Source organism: Alteromonas sp. M12, from assembly GCF_037478005.1.
Taxonomy (GTDB): domain Bacteria; phylum Pseudomonadota; class Gammaproteobacteria; order Enterobacterales; family Alteromonadaceae; genus Aliiglaciecola; species Aliiglaciecola lipolytica_A.
The window spans coordinates 2,329,378-2,347,416 of the sequence record NZ_CP144164.1 but is presented as its reverse complement, the minus strand read 5'-3'; the positions used below and the strand labels follow the sequence as shown (position 1 = coordinate 2,347,416).

17 protein-coding genes are annotated in these 18,039 nt (G+C 41.1%); 14 read left to right on the top strand and 3 right to left on the bottom strand.

All coding sequences use genetic code 11. The annotated features are described in order from the left end of the window. Window positions 1-134: 134 nt before the first annotated feature. Entirely contained in the window at window positions 135-617 is a 483-nt protein-coding gene (locus VUI23_RS10000; RefSeq protein WP_303499840.1) for a peptidylprolyl isomerase, read from the bottom strand. 27 nt (window positions 618-644) lie between these two features. Then, window positions 645-3,032 carry an ATP-binding protein gene (locus VUI23_RS09995; RefSeq protein ID WP_342808104.1) on the bottom strand — a complete coding sequence of 796 codons (2,388 nt, stop codon included), beginning with the start codon at window positions 3,030-3,032 and terminating at the stop codon, window positions 645-647. A 244-nt stretch (window positions 3,033-3,276) separates the two neighbouring features. Here VUI23_RS09995 and leuS point away from each other — a divergent pair, with 244 nt between their 5' ends. The 14 genes from leuS to VUI23_RS09925 all read left to right on the top strand — a co-directional run bounded on the left by leuS (window position 3,277) and on the right by VUI23_RS09925 (window position 17,576). After that, on the top strand, window positions 3,277-5,880 hold the full coding sequence (gene leuS / locus VUI23_RS09990; protein ID WP_303499839.1) for a leucine--tRNA ligase: 2,604 nt from the start codon (window positions 3,277-3,279) through the stop codon (window positions 5,878-5,880). A gap of 4 nt (window positions 5,881-5,884) precedes the next feature. Beyond that, a complete protein-coding gene (lptE, locus tag VUI23_RS09985; RefSeq protein WP_342808102.1) occupies window positions 5,885-6,400 on the top strand; it encodes an LPS assembly lipoprotein LptE in 516 nt (171 codons plus the stop codon). Next, window positions 6,400-7,422, top strand: coding sequence for a DNA polymerase III subunit delta (gene holA / locus VUI23_RS09980; RefSeq protein WP_216046483.1), 1,023 nt, complete (start codon window positions 6,400-6,402; stop codon window positions 7,420-7,422). The genes lptE and holA overlap by 1 nt, the downstream gene beginning before the upstream one ends. Window positions 7,423-7,541: 119 nt before the next feature. Continuing rightward, window positions 7,542-7,859: a ribosome silencing factor gene (rsfS, locus tag VUI23_RS09975; protein ID WP_342808100.1), complete on the top strand. Its 318-nt coding sequence runs from the start codon at window positions 7,542-7,544 to the stop codon at window positions 7,857-7,859. Between the two features lie 31 nt (window positions 7,860-7,890). Next, the gene (gene rlmH / locus VUI23_RS09970) at window positions 7,891-8,361 is read left to right on the top strand and encodes a 23S rRNA (pseudouridine(1915)-N(3))-methyltransferase RlmH (protein ID WP_216046481.1); all 471 of its coding nucleotides are present in this window, start codon (window positions 7,891-7,893) and stop codon (window positions 8,359-8,361) included. Between the two features lie 2 nt (window positions 8,362-8,363). Then, the gene (gene mrdA / locus VUI23_RS09965; RefSeq protein WP_216046480.1) at window positions 8,364-10,277 is read left to right on the top strand and encodes a penicillin-binding protein 2; all 1,914 of its coding nucleotides are present in this window, start codon (window positions 8,364-8,366) and stop codon (window positions 10,275-10,277) included. Window positions 10,278-10,286: 9 nt separating this feature from the next. Further along, a complete protein-coding gene (gene rodA / locus VUI23_RS09960; protein ID WP_216046479.1) occupies window positions 10,287-11,405 on the top strand; it encodes a rod shape-determining protein RodA in 1,119 nt (372 codons plus the stop codon). A gap of 95 nt (window positions 11,406-11,500) precedes the next feature. Beyond that, on the top strand, window positions 11,501-12,460 hold the full coding sequence (gene mltB, locus VUI23_RS09955) for a lytic murein transglycosylase B (protein WP_342808277.1): 960 nt from the start codon (window positions 11,501-11,503) through the stop codon (window positions 12,458-12,460). Beyond that, window positions 12,457-13,278 (top strand): septal ring lytic transglycosylase RlpA family protein, encoded by an 822-nt coding sequence (locus tag VUI23_RS09950; RefSeq protein WP_216046477.1) that lies wholly within the window; start codon window positions 12,457-12,459, stop codon window positions 13,276-13,278. Before mltB ends, VUI23_RS09950 begins: the two co-directional genes overlap by 4 nt. Window positions 13,279-13,537: 259 nt before the next feature. Further along, window positions 13,538-14,710, top strand: coding sequence for a serine hydrolase (locus tag VUI23_RS09945; protein WP_216046476.1), 1,173 nt, complete (start codon window positions 13,538-13,540; stop codon window positions 14,708-14,710). A 45-nt stretch (window positions 14,711-14,755) separates the two neighbouring features. Continuing rightward, on the top strand, window positions 14,756-15,019 hold the full coding sequence (gene ybeD / locus VUI23_RS09940; RefSeq protein ID WP_216046475.1) for a DUF493 family protein YbeD: 264 nt from the start codon (window positions 14,756-14,758) through the stop codon (window positions 15,017-15,019). A 27-nt stretch (window positions 15,020-15,046) separates the two neighbouring features. After that, window positions 15,047-15,688 (top strand): lipoyl(octanoyl) transferase LipB, encoded by a 642-nt coding sequence (gene lipB, locus VUI23_RS09935; RefSeq protein ID WP_216046474.1) that lies wholly within the window; start codon window positions 15,047-15,049, stop codon window positions 15,686-15,688. Next, window positions 15,681-16,643, top strand: a complete 963-nt coding sequence (gene lipA, locus VUI23_RS09930; RefSeq protein ID WP_342808098.1) for a lipoyl synthase — start codon at window positions 15,681-15,683, stop codon at window positions 16,641-16,643. The genes lipB and lipA overlap by 8 nt, the downstream gene beginning before the upstream one ends. A gap of 81 nt (window positions 16,644-16,724) precedes the next feature. Continuing rightward, window positions 16,725-17,576 carry a peptidylprolyl isomerase gene (locus VUI23_RS09925; RefSeq protein WP_342808096.1) on the top strand — a complete coding sequence of 284 codons (852 nt, stop codon included), beginning with the start codon at window positions 16,725-16,727 and terminating at the stop codon, window positions 17,574-17,576. Window positions 17,577-17,585: 9 nt separating this feature from the next. On the opposite strand, the gene VUI23_RS09920 is transcribed toward VUI23_RS09925, so the two are convergent. Next, complete coding sequence (locus VUI23_RS09920; protein WP_216046471.1) at window positions 17,586-18,023, bottom strand: MarR family transcriptional regulator; 438 nt, start codon at window positions 18,021-18,023, stop codon at window positions 17,586-17,588. Between the last annotated feature and the right edge of the window lie 16 nt (window positions 18,024-18,039).

The following is an 18,039-nucleotide window of genomic DNA, read 5'->3' as shown; positions in this document are numbered from 1 at the left end:
TGTGAAGTAATGTGTTGTTAAAAAGGATAGGACTTAATTAAGATAGCGTAAATTCGCGAAATCGTTAAATATTTAGCGTAAATTTTTAATTCACGCTAAATATACTTGATGGTCGTTGAAATGAATAACTTCTGTTAGTGATGGTGGCCGCCAACTCCGTGAGCGTGTCCATGAGACAATTCTTCATCAGTGGCATCACGTACATCTTCCACTTTTAAATCGAATTTAAGGGTTTGCCCAGCTAACGGGTGATTAATATCCACAGTAGCCATAAATTTACCCATCTTAACAATGGTCACTTCCCTAGCACCGTTTTCAGTTTGCAAAACAGCTGTCATTCCCGGTTTCCATTTTTTAGCCCCTTGCAAATGCTTAACGGAAACCCGCTGTTCTGCATTTTTAATCACTTCACCAAAGGTTTCTTGGGCTGGAAGTTCAACGCTGAACTCATCTCCAACGCTTTTACCTTCTAGGGATTTTTCGATGCCAACCATCATATTGTTATGACCATGCAAATATGCCGCAGGATCACTAGCAAAACTCGTTTCTAACTCGTTACCTTCAAGATCATTAATTCGATAATGAAACTGAACCACTTTATCTTTACTGATTGTCATATTTTTCTCTTACATTTCATTGTGTTGTTAATCTCCGTCTGCACCGTTGACTATTGAAGCTATGTTATACAAGCGATTTACCGCCAAGTAATTCATAGTGCCTTTCGGATAGCGTCCTCTAGAATTTAGCTCACCGGCTTCTTTACCGGTCAACAAAGACAAAGCTTGGTCTACAGTGGCAACGGTGTAAATGTGAAATACACCTGATCTTACGGCTTCGATTACTTCGCTATTAAGCATTAAATTAATATGATTAGAATGCGGGATAATCACACCTTGAGTGCCATTCAATCCGCGATGTTGACAGAGCTTGAAAAAACCTTCAATTTTTTCATTTACACCGCCAATAGCTTGCACTTCACCATATTGATTTATTGAACCCGTAATGGCTAGGTCTTGTCGTGCTGGCACTTCTGTTAACGCTGAGATCAGCGCGACTAATTCACCTAATGACGCGCTATCTCCATCAATATGCCCATACGATTGCTCAAGGGCTATATTAGCAGACAGTGTTAAAGGGAAATACTGCGCATACTTGTTACCCAAATAGCCGGTAAGTAACATAACCCCTTTGGAATGAATGGGTTGGCCTAACTCGACCTCCCGTTCTATATCAACCACGCCATTTGCACCCGCGTACACGGTTGAGGTGATTCTTGCAGGTGTGCCAAAGACACTGTCACCAATTTCCAGAACCGTCAGGCCATTAACTTGGCCAATAGCGGTTCCTTCGGTCGCAATCAATATCTGACCTTGCTTAATATCTTCCAATAATGCCTGACTTACCCGCCCTGTCCTTTCAATTTTTGCCTTTAAAGCGGTTTCGATATGACTAGTTTGAATTTCACTTGAGTTTTCTAAACTGCAAAAATAATGAGCTTCATTAATTAACTCGATCACATCTGAAAAACGTGCAGACAGGTTCTGCTGATGTTCGGCAAGTCGTAAACTGTACTCGACCAAACGGTACATCGCCGAATCAGAAATACTATTCAAACCAAGTGATATCACATGATTGCGTACCCGGCCGACAAAGTCATAAAGGGTACGTTTATTGAGCGGTATTTCATGATCGAAGTCGACTAATACACGAAATAATTCATCGAATTCTTCGTCATAATCTTGTAGTAAATAATATAAATCTCTGGACCCCAATAACACCACTTTCACGTTCAGCGGAATTTGTTGCGGATTCAACGTCATAGAATTAACCATTCCCACGTCAAGTTGCGGCAACTCCATTTTGAGCTGTCCAAATTTTAATGCGAGTTTTAAGGAATCCCAGACAAACGGTTGGTCAATCATTTTATCTGCATCTAACAAAAGATAGCCGCCATTTGCCTTATGCAATGCGCCACTTCGAATCATTCGATAGCTGGTGTACATCGAACCTTGCACATTTGTGTATTCAATTTTACCAAATAGACTTTGATGGGTGGGATTCGGTTCGTAAACTACCGGAGCCCCATCGTTTAAATGATGAGATACCAAAATATTAGGTAGGTATTGTTCTTCTAAAACATCACGTTTATCGTATTCATCTTGCTTATCATCTTTAATATCGCCAGCAAGTAATTCAACGATGGTATCGACTAAATGGGATTTCAATTGCCTTAAAAATTTTAGAATGGCTAATTCGTTGGCATACTTGTGCTCTAAGTCTTTTAATAGCGGTTTGATGCCTTGCTCAGCGGTATCACGCTTGAGTTTACGTAACTGTTCAGATGATTGACGTTTCCACTTAGGCAACTCCAACAAAGCTTCACTTAAATAATCCTCTAATTTGTCAATTAGTTGATAATAATGCTGACGTTGCTGATCATCTAATTTAGTGAAATCCGCATCTGTGATCGGTTTGTCATCTACAATTGGTGAAAAACTTATGGTGCCATTTTCTTCAAACAAGGCAACGTTTTTAGATTGTGCATACTGTTCTACCTTATCAATAGCCCTGTCATAACGTTGATCGAACTCTCTAGCAATGGCCGCTTTTTTACGTTGGTATCCAGGGTTATCGTAGGCGGCAGGAAAGGTATCTAAGAGCTCGTCAATTAAGCCCTCCATATCTTTATGTAGCAGCTTACTCTCGCCGGGTTTTAAGCGCAGAACGAAAGGTTCCCTTTCTTCTTCAAAGTTATTGATGTAGCACCACTCGTCTGGTGTAGGGACTTTATCTACTGATTTGGCAATATATTCTTGAACTAGGGTAAACCGGCCCGTGGCATGCTCCCCCATAACATAGAGGTTATAACCTTTGGCTTGTATGCCCAAACCAAAAGACAGTGCTTCTCTGGCTCTTTGTTGTCCGATAAATGTAGCCAACAATGCATTATCGTCGCGCAGCGCTTGATTAATCAAACGACGACTAGGGATTGCGGTTAATTGTTCAACACTAAGTGATGTAGGTTGCAGCATATGTCTATTTTGAAGTTAATTTGGCCACAGTGAAACCTTTATGTTGAATTGTGTCAACTGTCAAACCCCTTAGTAATTTCAGTTTCGGCTAATTAATAATCATACTAACCGTTTTTAATTGCTCTAAACTGCATTTCCGGTTGTTTGCATACGGCTAGCTAAGGTATTCTTGAAGGAATAACATTAAGAAGTCCTTTTCGCTTCTTTTAACAGATAAATATACTATTTTTGGAATTCCGTGTTAATGGCTGACAAACAATACGACCCGCAAGAAATTGAATCAAAGGTACAATCCCATTGGGAACAAAATGACATATTCCGAGCTGAAGAAGATGCTAGTAAGGAAAAATTTTATTGTTTGTCGATGTTTCCCTATCCAAGTGGTCGTTTACATATGGGCCATGTTAGAAATTATACCATTGGCGATGTAATCAGCCGTTTTCATCGTATGCAAGGCAAGAACGTATTGCAGCCTATGGGTTGGGATGCATTTGGACTGCCAGCAGAAAACGCAGCGATTAATAATAATACTGCTCCTGCGAAATGGACCTATTCAAATATTGATTACATGAAGCAGCAGCTCAAATCTCTTGGATTTGGCTATGATTGGAACCGTGAATTAGCAACCTGTAAACAAGATTACTACCGTTGGGAACAATGGTTTTTCACTCGATTATATGAAAAAGGCTTAGTTTACAAGAAAAATGCTACAGTAAACTGGGACCCGGTTGATCATACCGTATTAGCTAACGAGCAGGTGATTGATGGTCGCGGTTGGCGCTCAGGAGCCTTGGTTGAACAAAAAGAAATTCCTCAATGGTTTATTAAGATAACCGACTATGCAGAAGAGCTTCTGCAAGATTTGGAACAGTTGGAAGACTGGCCAGAGCAAGTTCGCACTATGCAAAAAAATTGGATTGGGCGTTCTGAAGGGGTAGAAATTAAGTTTGAGCTTGCCCAAGCAATCGATAATATCAGCGAATTTGAAGTTTATACCACCCGTCCTGACACGCTATTGGGTGTGACTTATGTTGGTATTGCGGCGACTCACCCTATTGCCCTAGCAGCAGCAAATAGTAATCCAGAATTGGCCGCATTTATTGAAGAGTGTAAAAACACCAAAGTAGCAGAAGCGGATATGGCCACTATGGAGAAAAAGGGCTGTGCAACAGGTTTGTATGCAGTACACCCTATTTCCGGTATCAAAGTCCCGGTCTGGGCCGCTAACTTTGTGTTAATGGATTACGGCTCAGGTGCGGTTATGGCGGTACCAGGACATGATCAACGAGATTATGAGTTTGCCACAAAATATAAACTGAATATTACCCAAGTAATTGAACCACTTGATAACAGCGGTCTTACCTGTGACTTAAGTGAAGCGGCATTCACTGAAAAAGGTAAATTAGTTAATTCTGGACATTTTGACGGATTAACCTCAGAACAAGCATTTGAAAAAATTAGTCAAGAATTAGAAACTCAAGGTAAAGGTCAGCGTAAGGTTAACTACCGTCTTCGTGACTGGGGTGTTTCGCGCCAACGTTATTGGGGTTCCCCGATTCCTATGCTGAATCTGGAGAATGGCGAATCTGTCCCCGTTCCAGAACAAGATTTGCCAGTTGTCTTACCCGAAGATGTCGTGATGAATGGTGTTGTTTCACCTATTAAGGCGGATCCAGAATGGGCTAAAACCGAATACCAAGGCCAACCTGCGCTACGTGAAACAGATACCTTCGACACCTTTATGGAGTCATCTTGGTATTATGCACGCTATACAAGTGCACAAAATGATCAAGCCATGTTAGATCCAGCACAAGCAAACTATTGGCTGCCAGTAGATCAATATGTAGGCGGTATAGAACATGCCATATTGCATCTATTGTATTCGCGCTTTTTCCATAAGTTATTGCGGGATGAAGGCTTAGTAGAGTCTAGCGAACCATACAAACGGTTGCTTTGCCAAGGTATGGTTTTAGCCGACTCTTTTTATCGCGAAGATGAAAAAGGCAAAAAGCAGTGGTATTCACCGGCAGATGTGGATACTCAAAAAGATGAAAAAGGCCGAATTGTTAGTGCAACATTAGCCAGTGACGGTAAAGAAGTTGAATTTGGCGGCATGACCAAAATGTCAAAGTCGAAAAACAACGGCATCGACCCTCAACAGGTCATTGATGTTTACGGTGCAGATACTATTCGTTTGTTTACTATGTTTGCTGCGCCACCAGAGCAGACGCTTGAATGGATTGATTCTGGAGTAGATGGTTCTAACCGCTTTTTAAGACGTTTTTGGAAATTGGTGCAAGATCATTTAGCCTTAGGACCCGTTGAAAGTTTATCTGTTTCAACCCTTAGCACTGATCAAAAAGCACTACGTCGCCATATTCACAAAACCATTGATAAAGTTAGCGATGACCTAGGTCGTCGTCAAACCTTCAATACAGCGATAGCGGCGATTATGGAACTGCTAAATCACCTACAAAAAGCGCCTCAAGATTCAGCCCAAGATCGTGCGTTGTTAGATGAAGGTTTACAAGCAATGGTACTTATGTTGAATCCTATAACACCGCATATATGCCACGAATTATGGGAACAATTTGGACACACAAGTGAAATTTCTTTTGAAGCATGGCCACAGGCGGATCAGTCAGCCCTTGTTGAAGACGAAAAACTTATCATTGTACAAGTCAACGGTAAGGTTCGAGCTAAAATGACGGTGGCGGCCGACATGCCAGAAGCAGAAGTTAAAGAACTCGCTATTGAGCAACCAAACGTAACCCAATTTACTGATGGTAAAACACTTAGAAAAGTAATTTATGTACCAGGTAAATTAGTTAACATAGTGGCAAACTAATAAGATGAAAACTCTTTCAGCCCGTGCTTTTTTATTATTTCTTTTGATCTTTGGTATACAAGGTTGCGGCTTCAAACTGCGAGGTTCACAGCCTTTGCCAAACGGTATTCAGCAGGTCTACCTGTCTGGCCCTAAGGAATATTCACCTTTAAAACGCGCGGTGAAAGAACACTTCGATTTCTATCAGATAGCCTATGTGGCTAACATTCCTGTGCAACAAAAAGACAGCACTATTGCTATTTATTTGTATCCAGACAGCCTTGATAGAAGGTTACTTTCACTTTTTAGTAGTGGCCAAGTCGCGGAATATGAGTTGGTATTGACCATTAAACTGCAAGTCATTTTTCCTGATAAAGAACCGCAAATTGTAGAATTTGATATTACTCGGGAATACCAAGATGATCCCGATGCTATTTTGGCTAAATCTCGGGAATTAGACTTAGTGCTTAAAGAGATGCGTAATCAAGCCGCAGATCGCATTGTCAGAATGTTACCTAGTTTGGATAGCCGAGAACTTTAATGCAGGTCTATCCAAATCGCTTGGCCCAACATGTTAAACAAAATGACCATAGTTTTTATATGGTTTTTGGTGATGAACCACTGCAAAAAATGCTGAGTATTGAAGCAATACGCAAACAAGCATTACAACAAGGATTTGACGAGCGCCAGCAACTCACAGTAGACAATCAATTTCAGTGGTCCAGCCTAATCGAAGCAACCCAAACTTTATCACTGTTCAGCTCAAAACAGTTTATCGAATTAGAACTACCTACAGGCAAACCGGGAACGGAAGGCAGCAAAGTGCTTTGTGAACTCGCTGCGAATTCTCATGCCGATACTATCGTACTCATACACGGGCAAAAGATTGGACGTGATGTACAAAATGCTAAGTGGTTTAAAGCATTAGACAAACAAGGTATTTATGTTCCCTGTTTTGCCCTAGAAGGCAAGCAACTGCAGCAATGGGTTGCAGGTTATATGAATGAGACAGGCTTAAAAACCGGACCTGAGTCAATCAAACTGCTAAGTGATTATTGTGAAGGAAATTTATTAGCGGCCAAACAGGAAATCGACAAATTACTGTTGTTGTATCCTAACGGCGTGGTCACTGAACAACAAATCATTGAATCCGTGGTTGATCAGTCTCGATTCAACGTATTCCAATTAGTCGATGTCATGCTTTCAGGTGACGCTGATAGAATGGTCAAAATGTTGTATCGATTAGAAGCTGAAGGAGTAGAACCGACTATAGTGTGTTGGGCTTTGACCCGAGAATGGCAAGTTTTAAGCTCCTTACTAGCGGATAAACAAGCAGGTAAAGCGATCAATTGGAACCAACATCGGATATGGAAAAATAGACAAGGGTTCTATATGAGTGCCTTGCAACGGATTTCCTTAGCAACCTTAGACAATATCCAGCAAAAACTGCAAATATTGGATCAACGAATAAAACAATCGCAAGTAATGCGTCCCTATGTTGAGCTGTGTCATTTGTGTTTATTATTTATTCCGTTTGACTTAACTTCTATACCATTAGAATAACTGCAATCGTTACGCGTAACGCTGCAACCCCTTTATAATTGAAGTAATAGATAGCTATGCTAGTTTGTTATTATTTCTGATACAATTCACGTTGAGAAAACGTTTTAAGAGGAACACAATTGGAAAGCGACGAATTCAAAAAATTTGTAATCGATAAAATCGAAGACCTTAAGGCCAGAGACATCGTTGATATTGATGTAAAAGGCAAGTCTACAGTAACCGACACTATGTTGGTTTGCTCGGGGAATTCGAAACGTCATGTGGCGTCAATTGCACAAAATGTAGTTTACGAAACTAAGAAAGCGGGCCATCCGCCTCTCAGCATCGAAGGTCAAGCCGAAGGCGAATGGGTGTTAGTAGATCTTGGTGAAATTGTAGTGCATGTAATGCAAGATCAGACTCGTGATTTCTATCAGTTAGAAAAGCTTTGGGCATAGCGACTAAACTCAATCTAGGAAATTAGTTCTAATGCGCATTCAACTGATAGCAGTAGGCACCAAAATGCCCTCGTGGGTGGAAACAGGTTATCGAGAATATGAGCGCCGTTTTAACGGCGATTTATCGTTAACCTTAACCGAAATTCCTGCAGGGAAACGAGGCAAAAATGCAGATATTAAACGGATTTTGCAAAAAGAAGGGGAACTTACCTTAAATTCAATACCCAAAGGTAACAAAGTTGTCACCCTTGAAGTAACAGGAAAAGCCTTGACCACAACTGATTTGGCGCAAAACCTTGCCGCTTGGCAAATGGATGGCAGAGACGTGAGCTTATTGATCGGTGGTCCTGAAGGACTCGCGCCAGAGTGTATCCAAGCCAGTGAACAAAAGTGGTCGCTATCTGCCCTCACCTTGCCGCACCCTTTGGTTCGTATAATTGTTGCTGAGAGTTTATATCGTGCTTGGTCGGTGAATGCCAATCACCCTTATCACCGAGAATAGTTTTGGCTGTTAATCGCGTAACTATTAAAGACCATTCGGCCGAAGCCAACCTTTTTGCAAGACGCAGCTTCATTGCAATGCTATTGGTTTGCGTGGCGATGGTGTTAATAATAAGCAATTTATATTATCTGCAAGTATCAAAATTTTCCGACTATCAAACACGCTCCAATGGCAACAGAATAAAAGTGCTGCCGGTTGCTCCCAATAGAGGTCTTATTTACGACAGAAACGGGATTCTACTAGCTGAAAATCGACCTGTTTTTTCATTAGAGGTAATTCCCGAAGAGATAGAAGATCTCGATGCAACCCTTACCGAACTAACTAGTTTACTTAATTTAAGTGAAGATGAAATTTCTGACTTTAAAGCCAATATGAAACGAGTAAGACGGTTCAAACCTGTATCCTTACGTAATCGCCTAACGAATACTGATGTGGCTTTATTTTCAGCTAGCCAACATAAATTCCCAGGGGTGTCGATTGAAGCCAGATTAACCCGTCATTATCCTTTTGGTAGCGCACTTACTCACGCGTTGGGCTACGTAGCAAGAATCAATAAAAAAGACTTACAAAAACTCAGCGAAGCCGGGCAAGAAGACAACTATGCTGCTACCCATGATATAGGCAAGCTAGGTATCGAAAAGTACCATGAAGAATTACTCCATGGCGAAGTGGGATATCAAGAAGTAGAAGTGAATAGTAAAGGACGGATTATCCGTACGTTGAACTTTCAACCACCTGAACCAGGTCAAGACTTGATCCTCAATATTGACGTTAAAATGCAGTTAGAAATACAGAACATTTTGGGCGACACTCGAGGTTCAGTGGTTGCACTAGATGCAAAAACCGGTGGTGTTTTAGCGCTTTATAGTAACCCCAGCTATGATCCCAATTATTTTGTGCACGGTATCAGCAGTAAAAACTATTCAAAACTACTTCAATCAACCGATAGACCACTGATTAACCGCGCAACACAAGGTCAATATCCGCCTGCATCAACGGTTAAACCGCACTTAGCGTTAGCAGGCTTAGAAGAAGGTGTTATCGACAGCGAAACTCGTCTTTTCGACAATGGCCGTTATCAACTAAAAAATGTTAGCCATGTATGGCGAGATTGGATTCCTTGGGGTCACGGTTGGGTAGATGTCAAAAAGTCAGTAGAAGTATCCTGTGACTTTTTCTTTTACGATTTAGCCTACCACCTCGGTATAGATCGCATTAACGAAACCATGACAGAGTTTGGTTTTGGTGATTACACCGGAGTTGATATTTATGAAGAATCAGATGGAAATATGCCAAGCCGCGGTTGGAAAAAAGCACGCTATAACGAACCTTGGTACATCGGCGACACCATTTCGGTAGGCATTGGGCAAAGTTATTGGACCGCAACGCCACTGCAATTAGCAAAGTCGGTGAATACGTTGGTAAATAAAGGTAGACGAATTGTTCCTCAAATATTACGAGGAAGAATTGTAGAAAATGAAATGGTTTTAGATCCGCTAAAAGAACTCCAACCCATCCCCATAAAAAACAGTGAAAATTGGGATCTGGTTCTAGCGTCTATGTATGGAGTTATCCATGAACCTCATGGTACAGCGCGGGGCGCTTTTGTAGACGTTAATTATGAGCCTGCTGGCAAGACCGGTACTGCTCAAGTTGTGTCTATTGCACAAGATGCAAAATATGACGCTGAAAAGTTAGCAGAAAAACATAGGGATAACGCGATGTATATCGGTTTTGCGCCTTATGATGATCCGCAAATTAGCATTGCTGTCGCACTTGAAAATGCCGGTGGAGGTAGCTCCCAAGCTGCGCCAATCGCTCGAAAAGTGATGGATTTTTATTTTAAAGATAAACAGCATCAGTTGGTTAAAACTAACGTCGATGAATCTGAAACCGATAATCAGACACAACAATAAGCATTGACTATGTTAAGAACAAAATTAGAACCAAATAAACAATCCATTTTCACCAAAATACACATAGACGTTACTTTGTTGATTGGACTATTAGTTCTAATGGCTGTGGGTTTAGTCACTATATATTCTGCTGGCGGCCAAGATATGGCGTTGATACAACGACAAGTAATTCGACTTGGAGTCGCCCTATTAGTCATGTTCATGTTAGCGCAAATCCCCGTTTTGGCGTATCAACGAATGTCGGTGTATTTTTATATCGCAGGCGTGTTAATGCTGGTTGCAGTATTACTTTTTGGGGTGTCAGGAAAAGGCGCGCAACGCTGGCTAGATTTAGGGGTTGTGCGATTTCAGCCATCAGAAATAATGAAATTGGCCGTTCCGATGATGATTGCTTGGTATATTAGCCGCTACAACCTGCCCCCCAAAATCTGGAACATTTGTATCGGATTTTTATTTGTGGCTGTACCGACATTATTGATCGCCAAACAACCAGATTTAGGTACCTCACTGTTAATCGCCAGTTCAGGCGTATTTGTATTATTTCTAGCGGGCATGAGTTGGAGCCTGATATTAATGGTCACATTTTTGTTGTCGGCCTTTGCGCCAGTTATGTGGTTCTTCCTAATGAAAGAATATCAAAAGCAGAGAGTTTTGACTTTTCTTAATCCTGAGAGTGATCCCTTAGGATCCGGATACCATATAATTCAATCCAAAATAGCAATAGGTTCCGGTGGTGTTAGCGGCAAGGGGTGGTTGCAAGGAACACAGTCCCAATTAGAGTTTCTACCGGAAAGACACACCGACTTCATTTTTGCGGTATTTAGTGAAGAGTTTGGTTTGTTTGGAATATTGGCGCTGTTAGCCATATATTGCTACATCATAGTGGTTGGCTTGATGATCGCCATGCGAGCTCAAGATGCATTCGCTAAACTACTAGCTGGTAGCATCACCTTAACCTTCTTTGTTTACGTATTTGTTAATATGGGAATGGTCTCTGGTTTATTGCCGGTAGTGGGTGTGCCTTTACCACTCGTCAGCTATGGCGGAACATCAATGGTGACTTTATTAGCCGGATTTGGCATTCTAATGGCAATCAGTACCCAAAAACGTCTGCTTTCCAGACAATAATAACTAAATAAACGGCCTAAGCGGGCTGATTTCCAAGCGGAGAGAAAATGCGTGCGCTAACAAAATGTATATTGTTTTCCATTTTATGCCTGAATATGACACAAGGAATGGCTAACCAAGACGTCGATTCAAAAGTTGATGCGCAAATAGAAGAGTTCATTACAATGATGGCTGAAAAGCATCAATTTGATCCCGACTTTATAAAACAAACATTAAACGGGGCTAACAAGAACCAGACTATTTTAGAAGCCATTGCTAAACCTTGGGAAGCCAAACCTTGGCATCAATACTTCCCTATTTTCCTAACTGAAAAGCGTCTTGCCAAAGGACTAGCCTTTTGGCAAGAGCACCAAGAGGATTTGCAACGAGCTGAGCAAGAAACCGGAGTCCCTGCTCAAATCATTGTCGCGATTATTGGAGTTGAGACCTTTTATGGCACGTATAAAGGTAAATATTCGGTATTAGATGCATTGTATACGCTGGGTTTTTACTACCCTCCCCGTGCCACTTTTTTTAAAAGTGAATTAGCGGAATATTTTCTACTCACCCGAGAAGAAGGCTTCGATTTAGCCGATGTTAAAGGTTCTTATGCTGGGGCCATGGGCTGGGGTCAGTTTATCTCTTCTAGCTATCGGCATTATGCAGTAGATTTTGATGGCGACGGCGTTCGCGATCTTTTAAACAATCCCACAGATGCGATTGGCAGCGTGGCTAATTACTTTAAACGTCATGGATGGCAATCAGGCGAACCTATTGCATTTAAAGCAACAGTTGCAACATCCAGTAATAAAGTTGATGATTTAGTCAGTAAAAGCTTAAAATATAAGCACACATGGCAAGAGTTAAGTGACGCGGGCGTAAGACTAGATGACAAAACTTCCTTATCAGCACAACAAAGCGTGAAATTACTCGCATTTGAACAACCTGATAATACTGAGTATTGGGTAGGACTACCTAACTTTTACACGATAACTCGCTATAATCACAGCCCATTATATGCCATGGCAGTATTTCAGTTTAGTCAACAGCTACAACAAGCAATGGAATTAAAATGAGAATAATTGGTTGTTTGATACTTTGTGCGCTAATTGCGTCTTGTAGTAATACAGGTCGTTATAGCCAGCATTCAGATTCAAAACCAAAAACGATTAGTCGAGATATTGATTTTCGTGATGTGCAGCCTAAATACGAACCATATCTTGCCGCATCGATGCGACCGTACACTGTTTTAGGCAAATATTATAAACCTCTTACAACAGGAAAAGGCTACGTTAAACAAGGTATTGCATCTTGGTACGGACAGAAGTTCCACGGCCATTTAACCGCTAACGGCGAAGTCTACAATATGTTTGCCATGAGTGCCGCCCATAAAACCCTACCGCTGCCATCGATCGTCAAAGTGACAAACATAGAAAATGGTAAAATTGCTGTGGTACGAGTCAATGACCGAGGGCCATTCCATCACAATCGTATCATCGATTTATCTTATGCAGCAGCGATGAAAATTGGCGTGTTAGATACCGGAACGGCTCATGTGAAAGTAGAAGTAATGCACGTGGATCAAAATGGCATGCTGACTGTAGGTAATACACCAGCGCCATCAGCGTCTGAAATAGCATCAGCAAAAGCAGATAACCAGCTATTTATCCAAGTTGCGGCTTTACAAGATGCAACAAAAGTACAAGCATTAGCTCAAGGTCTTCAAAGCCAGTATCAAGTATCCGTCAACACACCAAACGAAAATGGTCTATTCAGATTGCATTTAGGTCCTTTGGATGATGAAAATCATGCAGAACAACTTTTGCAACAATTAAAATTAGATGGCTATAACAGTGCCTTTCGCATATACAGCCAAACGACTATGACCCCCTAATGAAGTTGTATACTGAGTTGAAAAACAAGTTAAACTTTTTTTAACTTTTAGTGGTCGTAACATGAGTTGTAATTAAGGGAATTGTGGATATTTAGTGAATACCCATGCGTCTATTGTTGAGCCAAATATGTCGTCCGCCATAAAATCTAAACGATTAAACGAACTTGAAGATATTTTTCACGAAAGTGATTGGCAGAAATGATATATTACGCACCGCTCAAGAAACACTTTTTAAAAGATTAATAATAATGGTAGGTCAATGAACAATATTAAGTCTATTTTTTTCGGGTTGTTTTGCTCAGTAAGCACAGCCGTATTTTCGGTTAGTGCATTTTCAGCTGTAGTCATCCCCCCTCCTCCGACCGTTGCCGCTAAAGGCTTCTTGTTGATCGATCATAATACCGGTCATGTGATTGCAGAACTAAATGCGGATATACAACTTGCTCCAGCAAGTTTAACTAAAATGATGACCAGTTATGTTATCGGTAATGAACTCAAGTTAGGTAATATTTCAGAATCCGATATGGTGACGGTATCTGAAAATGCGTGGGCCAAAAACTTTCCAGATTCATCGAAAATGTTTATTGAAGTCGGTAAGCAAGTTTCAGTACACGATTTAAATCGCGGCATTATCATTCAATCAGGTAACGATGCTTGCGTGGCCATGGCGGAACACATTGCCGGAACAGAGAGTGCATTTGTTAGTTTAATGAATGCCCATGCTGAAAAATTAGGCATGACATCAACCCATTTTGTTAATAGTCATGGTTTGCATGATGCGGATCATTACACGTCTCCCCGTGATATGGCTATTCTTGCCAGTGCACTAATTAATGATGTTCCTGAAGAGTACGCCTTGTATGAAGAGAAAGAATTTACTTACAACGATATAAAACAATATAACCGTAATAGTCTGTTGTGGGACAAAAGCTTAAATGTAGACGGGATCAAAACCGGTCATACTTCTGATGCTGGTTACAGCTTAGTTACATCTGCTACCCAAGGTGATATGCGCTTGGTGGCAGTGGTTATGGGCGCTGATAGTGAAAGAGCCCGTAAAAATGAAAATAAAAAATTATTAAAGTATGGATTCCGTTTCTTTGAAACCGTCACGCCATATAAAGCGGGTGACAGCTTTGTTTCCCACCGTATTTATATGGGTGATAAAGAAACTGTAGACTTGGGAATTAACCAAGACACCCCCATAACTATCCCTAGAGGTCAGGTCAAAAATCTCAAAGCAAACTTTGAACTAGAAAAAAGTTTGGAAGCCCCCATCGCAAAAGGTGAAGTGGTTGGTAAGCTATTTTTGCAACTAGAAGGTGAAGATATTGCTGAATACCCGTTAGTCGCCCTGCATGAAGTGCAAGAAGGCGGATTGTTTGACCGGGCATATGATTATATAAAATTACAACTTGGATTTGGTGACTAGTCAATTCACTAGCATTCAAATCCCTAAATTAGTGAAGAGTAAAAAGTGGATACTAAATTCGATCAATTGTTGGATTTTCCTTGTTTGCAGACATTCAAAGTAATGGGAGTTGCTCATGAGCAGCTTCCTAATGATGTTATTTCTTGTTTGCAGAACCATGCACCAGGTGATTACAGCCCAACAGTAAAACCCAGTTCTAAAGGTACCTACCATTCGCTATCTATTAGCGTAAAGGTGACTAGTAAAGAACATATGGAAACCATTTACACTGAGTTATCTAGCTTAGAATTAGTAAGAGTTGTGCTGTAATGAAATCGGTAGTGGCGTTTGCGTAATATGTCTTTAGTTGTTCGTCAATTAGGTAAACAAAGTTATCAGCCCATCTGGCAGGCAATGCAAGATTTTACCGATTCTCGAGACGCAACTGTTGCAGATGAAATATGGTTAGTTGAACACTTACCTGTGTTTACCCAAGGTCAGGCTGGTAAAGAAGAACACTTATTAGCACCTGGGGATATCCCCGTGGTGAAAGTCGACCGAGGTGGACAGGTTACTTATCACGGTCCAGGTCAGCAAACTATGTATGTTTTGTTGGACATTAAGCGGCGTAAGCTTGGTGTAAGGAACTTGGTAACTGCCCTTGAAAGCTGTGTTGTGAATACTTTGCAGGATTATGCAATCAACGCTTATCCTAAAGCTGACGCTCCTGGGGTATATGTTGACGAAAAGAAAGTCTGCTCAGTTGGGCTACGTATACGTAAAGGCTGCTCATTTCACGGCTTAGCATTGAATGTAAACATGGACTTGTCGCCATTTAATCGTATTAATCCTTGTGGCTATGCTGGCCTTGAGATGATAAATTGCGCAACTATTGGTGGCCCGCAATCTGTAAATGCAGCAGGCACTAAATTGGTTGAGCACTTTTGCAATTTGTTAAATATTGATCACAAAGAATATAAAGAAGGTTTTGATGAGTAACGCACGACCACAAGCTGGAGTAAAACTCCGCGATGATGAGAAAGTAAAACACATTCCCATTACGATTGTTCCCACAGAAAAAGAACAAATGTTGCGTAAGCCTGAGTGGATCAAAATTAAATTACCCCGTACAACGGAAAAAATTGATCACATCAAACAAACCCTGCGCAAAAATAATCTGTATTCTGTATGTGAAGAAGCAAGCTGCCCTAACTTAGCGGAGTGTTTCAACCATGGTACAGCTACCTTTATGATTTTGGGTGATATCTGTACCAGACGTTGTCCATTTTGTGACGTTGCCCACGGAAAGCCTTTACCTCCAAGTGCAGAAGAACCGATTAAACTTGCTAAAACCATTGCTGAGATGGGATTAAAGTACGTGGTCATTACGTCTGTTGACCGTGATGATTTGCGTGATGGCGGTGCTCAACATTTTGTCGATTGTATTAATGCTATTCGTGAACACAGCCCATCGACCAAAATTGAAGTACTGGTACCCGACTTTCGTGGCCGTATGGATCGCGCACTAGAAATATTTAAACAAGGTGTGCCAGACGTGTTTAATCATAACTTGGAAACCATACCTCGTCTTTATCGAGAATGTCGTCCAGGGGCAAACTATCAGTGGTCACTCGATCTTCTCAAAAAATTCAAAGAACAACATCCTGAGATCCCGACTAAATCAGGCTTAATGATGGGAATGGGTGAAGACAAGCAAGAGATAAGCTTAGTGTTAGACGATTTGCGTGCTCACAATGTTGATATGCTTACGTTGGGACAATATCTGCAACCTAGCAAACACCATTACCCTTTAAAACGTTATGTACACCCGTCTGAATTTGACGAATTAGGTGACTATGCTCACAGCATTGGATTTACTCACGCAGCCTGCGGACCTATGGTGCGTTCCAGTTATCATGCTGACAAGCAAGCCGCTGGGGTCGAAGTAAAATAGCCAAAAACCTAATTAAGTTTACGGATTAAACAAAGCCCGTTAATGTAGTCATTAACGGGCTTTTTTATACAAGGAATAACCATGAAACCTTTCACTACACTTTTAATCGTTGTTGCATTCTTTTCTTGTTCAGCTTTGAGTAAAGTCCAAACAGAATGGCGTGCACCTAGATTAGAAAACCAAGTTTATATGCAAACTGACGAAGGATTAGTGATCATCGAGCTTGCACCATTTATTGCGCCTAATCATGTTACGCGGTTTAAAAACTTAGTGAACCAAGGTTATTACGACGGCTTAGACTTTTATCGGGTGATAGACGGTTTTGTTGCCCAAGCAGGTGATCTTGAGGATAAAAAACCAACTCAATTTAATAGTCCATTAAAGGCAGAGTTTACCCGCCCTATTCCCCCCATTAGTGCCTTTCAACTGGAACAAAAAAATGATTTCATGGCACCTGAAACTGGCTATTTACATGAATTTCCTGCCGGTCGAGATTTACAAAGTAAAGAAGAGTGGCTTCTTCACTGCCCAGGTAATGTAGCCATGGCCAGGGATGTAAATAAAGACTCAGCCACTACCCATTTTTATATGGTCATTGGCCAAGCTACTCGACACCTAGATCGAAACATGAGCTCCTTTGGTCAGGTTATCTATGGCATGCCTGCCTTGCAATCCTTAAAACGGGCAAGTGTCAATGAAGCGAGTGGCGTTATCGTACAAGCTGAGCAGCGTAGTAAAATACATTGGATTAAAATGGCAGAAAATATTGCCCCTGAAGAGCGCATTAAAATTGAAATACAAAAACAGGACTCTGACGCCTTCCAAAAGCGTTTACAAAGCGCTCGTGGTTTAGAAAGTGAATTCTTTCACTTTAAGGGTAACGGTAACTTGGACATGTGCTACTACAAGCCCAAAACTTACATAAACGAATAACGGTTTTATCTACACCGAGTGGCTTTGAGCACTCAGAATGTCAAAATAGCCGGGCAATATTGACCTCAGTAATTCTTTACTTGTTGGAGTCAAAGATAGCAAAACTGCCCTTGCATCTTGCTTATCCTTTTTGGAAGACAATAACGAGGCTGCAATAAGCTTCTTTATGGCTCGACTCAATACCGGCTTTGATACATCTAACCTTTCTGTTATTTCATGGGCAAGGAGGTGATCACGATCCGGCTCACGATCAATCACCATCATGACTAAAAATCGTAATTGAGAAAGGTTGTGGCTAGCAAAGTAGTCCTCTAATTTTCGAATCAAAGTGCTGTATTCTCGCAGTCCTTGCAATTTTTTAGCGACATCTTCACTTCGCTCAGGAAAGTAATCTTCACTGTAGCGGTTTATCATTGCTTGAGTCGGTAGCTCTTTTAGAAAAAACATACTTTTAAACTTCTAC